Origin of the sequence: Jiangella anatolica (assembly GCF_003236295.1) — a bacterium.
Taxonomy (GTDB): Bacteria; Actinomycetota; Actinomycetes; order Jiangellales; family Jiangellaceae; genus Jiangella; species Jiangella anatolica.
On sequence record NZ_POTW01000162.1, the window covers coordinates 1 to 6261 of the forward strand.

A 6261-nucleotide genomic window follows, 5' to 3' on the forward strand; every position below is an offset into this window, starting at 1 on the left:
AACCACCGAGGTCTACACCTATTCTATCGTTGGCAGGGTGTCGGCAGCATAAGATGTGTATAAGAGACAGCACCCCCGCCGACCTGTCCCATGATCATCAATGATCCAACCACCTCTAGGGGGTTGGATCATTGATGATCATGGGGGAGTGGCGGCCGCCAGGGCGGACAGCGCCGACGTGAAGCACTCCATCGGGGGCTGGACGAGGCCGGCGCCGACCTGGCCGGTGCCGGCGACCCGGCCGGCGATGCCGGTGTTGATCTGCGGCAGCACGCCCGTCCGGGTCACCAGCGTGACGTCGATGCCGGTCGGCGCGCCGCGGAACTCCAGGATCGGCATCGCATAGGCCGGGTTCTCGCCGAGCGTGATCTCGTACATCAGCCGGCTGGTCGCCAGCGCGTCCGGCACCGATCCGCCGACGAACCGGACGATGGCCGGCGCGGCCGCCATCGCGAACCCGCCGAGTCCCATCGTCTCGGTGATCGCGGAGTCGCCGATGTCGGGATTCGCGTCGTCCGGCCCGTACGCACCGAGGTACAACCCCTCCGGTGTGTTCGCGGGTGCGGTGAACCAGGCCGAGCCGGTCCCGGACACCTGGATGCCGAAGTCGGTCCCGTTGCGAGCCATCGTCGTGACGACGGTCGATCCCGGCAGGTCCGCGGCGGCCGCCGTCTGCAGCTTCCCGGCCGGCATGACGAGGTTGAGGAAGAAGTGGTCGTTCCCGCCGACGAACGACGCCACGGCGGCGACGTCGGACGACGGGGCGCCGCTGGAGATCAGCGCCGGCAGCAGGTCGCGCAGCAGCATCAGCGTGCCGGCGCGGTTGCGGTTGTGGCCCTCGTCGCCCATTTGGACCATCTGCGCGACGATCGCCTTGACGTCCACCGGCCCGCCCCGCCGGACCGCAGTCTGCAGCAGCGGCCCGAGGACGGAGGCCATCCAGCGCAGCCGGTCGATCACGTCCGGACCGTAGGCGCCGTAGCGCAGGACCGCGCCGAGGCCCTCGTTCAGCGAGCACCACGCGGTCCGTCCCGACGCCGGGTCGTGCAGCTCGAACAGCCACATCGACGGCGACACGACCCCGGCCATCGGGCCGACGCCGCCCCGGTCGTGACACGGCGCCCACTCGACGCCCGCCCCCGCGGCCAGCAGCGCCTCTGCCTCACCGGGCGACGACGCCAAGCCCTCGAACAGCGAAGCGCCGATCAGCGCGCCCCGCAACGGCCCGGACGCCCGGTCCCAGCCGATCGGCGGCCCGGCGTGCAGGAACTGCCCCGGCTCCAGCCCGAGCAGCTCGCGGGCCGGGCGGACGTCGACGAGCTCGGCGCCGGCCGCCAGCATCCGCGCCAGCGCCCGCGCGTTCGCGTCCGGCCGCCGCGGGTCGGCGAGGACGCGGGCCAGGTCCTCCGACGTGCCGGCCACCGGCGGCCGCCAGTCCACCGTCGTCACCGGCACCGCCTGCGCGGTCAATGCCGACGCGAACAGGTCGACGCCGGCGCTGACGACGCGCGGCTCGTCGCGCAGCAGGTCGTTCACTCGTCACCGCCCCTGACCAGCGCGATCGCCGCCCGGGCGGCCGCGGCGTTGGACAGGTGCACCGACGCGCCGGCGTCGCGCAGCGCCCGTGCCTGCTCCTCGAGGTCCTGCGGGTCGTCCGCGGTCCCGATCAGGGGGACGACGACGGCCAGGTCGCGGCCGCGCGCGCCGGCGACATTGCGGGCGCGGACGATCGCCGGCGCCAGCTCGGCGGCCGGGTCCGGGTGCGCGCCGTGGCCCAGCACGACGTCGAGCAGGACGACGCCGCAGGACGGGTCCCGCGCCTCGGCCAGCAGCCGCTCGGTCCGCAGCGAGTTGTCGATCATCGGATGCGGCCGTCCCCGCGTCAGTGTGTCGTCGCCGAAGTCCACGAAGGTGTGCGCTCCGGGCCCGAGCTCCGCCTCCACCAGCAGCCGCGCCTCCTCGCAGAGCGTGCCGCCGGCGTACAGGCCGCGGATCGACGGGTACGGCCCGGCCGCGGGCGCCGCCGGCCAGAACCGCGGCGGACGCCACTGCGCCCCGGCGGCGGCCACGACGGTCTCCGCGACGGCGGTGAGGTCCGGCCGGCCGGGCCCCAGCAGCGCCAGCACGACCGGCTTGCCGAGCTTCTCCGCCCGCTCCCGGACGGCGTCGGCGACCTCCGGCGCGGGCGGCTTGCTCACCACGACGACGACCTCGGTCGCGTCGTCGTCGGCGAGCAGGTCCAGAGCCGCCAGGGTCGACGCGCCGCCGACGGGCGCCGAGAGATCCCGGCCGCCGACCCCCAGGCAGTGGCTGATCCCGACCCCCGCGCCGCTGAGCAGGCACATCAGCTGCTGCGCGCCGGTGCCGGACGCCGCGACGAGGCCGACCGGCCCGGGCCGCACGACGTTGGCGAAGCCGAAGCCGACGCCGCCGACGACCGCGGTACCGCAGTCCGGGCCCAGCACCAGCAGGCCACGCGCCCGGGCCTCCTGCTTGAGCCGGACCTCCTGCTCGACCGGCACGTTGTCGGAGAACACGACGACGTGCAGGCCGTGCTGCAGCGCGTCCATCGCGTCGGCGAACGCGTACGGGCCCGGCGTGGAGACGAACGCGATGGTCGCGCCGTCGCGGCGGGCGGCCGAGCCGACGGTGCGCGGCGGGGCGACCGCGCCGGCGCCGGCGGCCTCGGCGGGGCGGGTCGCCAGCGCCGTCTCGACCCGGGCCAGCGCCCGGCCCAGCGCCGCGTCGTCGTCCGCCGTCACGCCGATGACCAGGTCGTTCGGGGTCGCTGCCGGCGTCTCGAAGCCCATCCCGCCGAGCAGGTCCAGGTTCAGCTGGGTGGCCATCGCGACCAGCGCCGCGTCGACCCCGTCCTCGCCCTGGACCGCCTGGCTGACCTGCATCAACGTGACCGAGTCGTGGTAGGTGCCGGTGCGGACCTCGACGTGCCGGATCACCGCGCGGCCCCGGCGAGCGCGGCCAGCGCCACCTGGGCGCCGAGCCGTAGCGCGGCGCCGGAGGTGTGGCCGACGGCGAGCAGCCGCCGCTCGGCGGCGTCGACGTCGCCGCGGGCCGCGCCGAGGACGGCCAGGTAGACGATGAGCTGCGGGACGGCCAGCCCGCGCGCGGCGTAGGGAAGCAGGCCGGCGGAGACGGCGGTGGTCCGGCGCAGCGGCTCGGCGGCCTCGACGGCGGACGCCAGCCGGGCCGCGGCCCGTGGGTCGACGGCCGACGCGACCACCAGAGCGCCGGCCAGCACGTCGTCGCCGGCCGGCGTCAGGCCGGGGCCGAGCCCCAGCAGCCCGCCGGCCGCGTCGGCCAGCTCGTCGTCGTCACCGCAGAGCAGCGCGAGCCCCAAGCGGCCGGCGGCCGCGACGATCGCGCCGTCGAGCCCGGTCCGGTCGTCCTTGCCGGCGGTGCGCTGCCGCGCCAGCGTCACGTCGCCGATCGCGGCCGGCCGCGCCTGCCACCACCGCCCGACCGTGACCAGGACGCCGTCGCCGACCTGCACCTCGCCGTCGCCGACCACGGCGTGCTGGCCGGGCCGCAGCCCGGACACCGGCCACGGCGTGACGACGGCGCAGGGCAGCCGAACGGCCGCCGGGCCGGTGAGGCACAGGAGCACCGGCTCGGCGCCGTGGTCGACCAGTACGGCGGTCAAGGTGCGGGTGGCGGCCACGACCTCCCCGGTGAGCCGTGGCCCCCCCACGACGGCGGCGACTGCGGTGCTCGCGGCGCCCGGCAGGACCTGCCGCGACGCGTCGCCCGGCCACGGCCGGGCGGCCCGGACCGCGGAGGGAACCGTCGGTGCCGGCACTCGCGACCTCCGTTCCGCCCAAGATCACCTGAACTGGGACTGCCACGAACGTAGCCGGGACCGCTACCGTCATCGCATGGGCAAACTTGCCAACGATCCGGCCCAAGGTTCGCCGGAGTTGCCAGCGGCCGGTGGTAAATGGCCGGCCGCTGCCGTGGCGGGGCTGACGGTGCGCAAGGCGATGGAGATCCCCGCGCTGGCGGGCGCGCGGCTGCTCGCGGGCGAGGACGGCCTGGACCGCGTCGTCCAGCGCGCCAACATCATGGAGGTGCCGGACATCCTGCCGTGGGTCAAGCCGCACGAGCTGCTGCTGACCACGGGATATCCGCTGCGCAACACGCCGCAGGGGCTGTCCGGGCTGGTCGCGGAGCTGGACGCGCGCGGGCTGGCCGCGCTCGCCGTCAAGCTGCACCGCTACCTGGACGCGCTGCCGGAGGAGATGATCCACGAGGCCGACCGGCTCGGCCTGCCGCTGTTGCTGCTGCCCGACGCCGTCGGGTTCGACGACATCCTCAACCAGGTGCTCACCGGCGTGCTGAACAAGCAGGCCGCGGCGCTGGAGCGGTCGTGGGAGGTGCACCACGCGCTGCTGTCCGTGGTGCTGGAGGGCGGCGGCCTGACCGAGCTGGTGACGAAGACGTCCGCGGTGCTCGGCGTGCCGGTCATGGTGACGACGGCGGACGGGCGGGTGCTGGCCGAGAGCGGCAACGCCGAGGATCTCGGGTCGTGGCGGCACACGCCGTGCTTCGACACGTCCGGCCGGTTCCGCACCGAGTACGAGCCCGGCGGCGTCCACTCCCACGTCGATGTGCCCGGCTGGCACGCCGTCGTGTCGATCGTCGCCGGCCGGGTCGATCACGGGCGCATCGTGGCGTTCGCACGGCACCGCGCGCTGGACGACGCCGACGTCAACGTGCTGGAACGGGCCGCGACGGTGGCCGCGCTCGCGGTGAACAAGCAGCTCGCCGTCACCGCCGTCGAGAGCAAGTACCGCGGCGACTTCCTCCGCGACGTGCTGTCCGGCCGGGCCGGCGACCGGGACCGGATCGTGGCGCACTGCGAGTCGCTGGGCTGGGACGTCGGGCGCGACCTGGTCGTCGTCGTGGCCGAGCTGGACCCCGACCACGGTCATGCCGGAACGTCCGGGCTGCAGCTGCGGCCGGTGCAGGAGCGGTTCACCGTCGCCTGGCAGTCGGTCATGGGCCGGCGCGACCCGCGGGCCGCCGTCGTCGGATTCGCGCAGGAGGTGGTGGCGCTGCTGCCGGTCGGGCCGCGGCCGGACCCGGAGTCGGTCGTCCGTGACGTGGTCCGCCAGGTGTCCGGCGACGGCGGCGGCGGACGGCGCTCCTTCTCGACCGGTGTCAGCCGCATCGTCGACGACCCGTCCCGGCTGCCCGTCGGGTACGAGCAGGCCCGCCGCGCCGTCGACGTCGGGCGGCAGATGAACGGGCGCGGCTCACTGGCCCACTTCGACAGCCTTGGCTCGTTCCGGCTGCTGAGCCAGATCGAGGACCGCGAGGAGCTGCGCGGCTTCGTCCGCGAGACGCTGCACGGCCTGGCCGCCGAGGACGACCCGGAGATGGAGGACCTGCGGCACACGCTGAAGGTGCTGCTGGACACGAACCTCAACGTCGCCGAAGCGGCCCGGCAGCTGCACTTCCACTACAACACGCTGCGGTACCGGATCTCGAAGCTCGAGCGGATGCTCGGCCCGTTCACCACCGATCCGGAGCTGCGCCTGGACCTCGCGCTGGCGCTGAAGGTGCTGCAGATGCGGGGGATCGGCTGAACGCGCGGGGGAGCCCGAACGCGGGGAACAAGGTGTCGTCCATGAAGCGGGTGACGCGGGCGATCCGGTCGCCGTCGAGGGTGAGGACGAGGAGCCCGGCGGGTGCTGCGTCGAGGTAGCAGCCGAACGCGGGCTGGGCGTTGGCCCTGGTCGGCAGCAGCGAGTACTGCCGGCCGGCCCGCCAGGCCGCGCTGGCGCGGAGGAATCCGGCGATGGCGGCCGCGCCCGCGTACTGGTGCGGCGCCGGCGGCATCGCCAGCCAGGCGTCGTCGGTGAGCAGCGCGATCACAGCGTCGACGTCGTCGGCGACGAACGCGGCGGCGAACTGCTTGCTGAGGCGGCGCTCCTCGGCCGAGCCGTGTGCCGGCGGCCGCGTGGCCGGGGCGCGCAGGGTCGCCCGGGCCCGCTGCAACGCCCCCTTGACCGCCGTCGTCGTCGTGTCGAGCACGGCCGCCGCCTCCCTCAGCGGGAAGCCGAGCACGTCGCACACCACCAGGGCCGCGGTCTGCCGCGGCGGCAGTTGCTGCAGTGCCTCGACGAAGGCCAGTTCTACCTGCTCGCGGTGCAGGTAGGCGGACTCGGGCAGGAGGACGTCGGGATACGGCTGCACCCACGGGACCTCGTTGTGCCGGGTCGGCTCCGGCGGGTCGAACGG

The 6261-nt window shown here is 74.8% G+C and carries 5 protein-coding genes; 1 reads left to right on the forward strand and 4 read right to left on the reverse strand.

Translation table 11 applies throughout. The features are described 5' to 3' along the window. Positions 1–138: 138 nt before the first annotated feature. The 3 genes from C1I92_RS32325 to C1I92_RS32335 are packed head-to-tail and all read right to left on the reverse strand — an operon-like array spanning position 139 to position 3817. Positions 139–1536 carry a YlbE family protein gene (locus C1I92_RS32325; RefSeq protein ID WP_111258737.1) on the reverse strand — a complete coding sequence of 466 codons (1398 nt, stop codon included), beginning with the start codon at positions 1534–1536 and terminating at the stop codon, positions 139–141. Further along, positions 1533–2957, reverse strand: coding sequence for an AllF/FdrA family protein (locus tag C1I92_RS32330; protein WP_199521813.1), 1425 nt, complete (start codon positions 2955–2957; stop codon positions 1533–1535). Before C1I92_RS32330 ends, C1I92_RS32325 begins: the two co-directional genes overlap by 4 nt. Then, positions 2954–3817, reverse strand: a complete 864-nt coding sequence (locus tag C1I92_RS32335) for an oxamate carbamoyltransferase subunit AllH family protein (RefSeq protein ID WP_111258738.1) — start codon at positions 3815–3817, stop codon at positions 2954–2956. Before C1I92_RS32335 ends, C1I92_RS32330 begins: the two co-directional genes overlap by 4 nt. Positions 3818–3971: 154 nt before the next feature. Between C1I92_RS32335 and C1I92_RS32340 the strand changes: the two genes are divergently transcribed. Then, positions 3972–5606, forward strand: a complete 1635-nt coding sequence (locus C1I92_RS32340; RefSeq protein ID WP_199521814.1) for a PucR family transcriptional regulator — start codon at positions 3972–3974, stop codon at positions 5604–5606. Here the strand turns inward: C1I92_RS32340 and C1I92_RS32345 are convergent. Then, positions 5533–6261, reverse strand: a 729-nt coding sequence (locus C1I92_RS32345) for a sigma factor-like helix-turn-helix DNA-binding protein (protein ID WP_111258740.1), incomplete at its 5' end; no start/stop codon positions are given. The two genes, C1I92_RS32340 and C1I92_RS32345, sit on opposite strands and share 74 nt — an antisense overlap.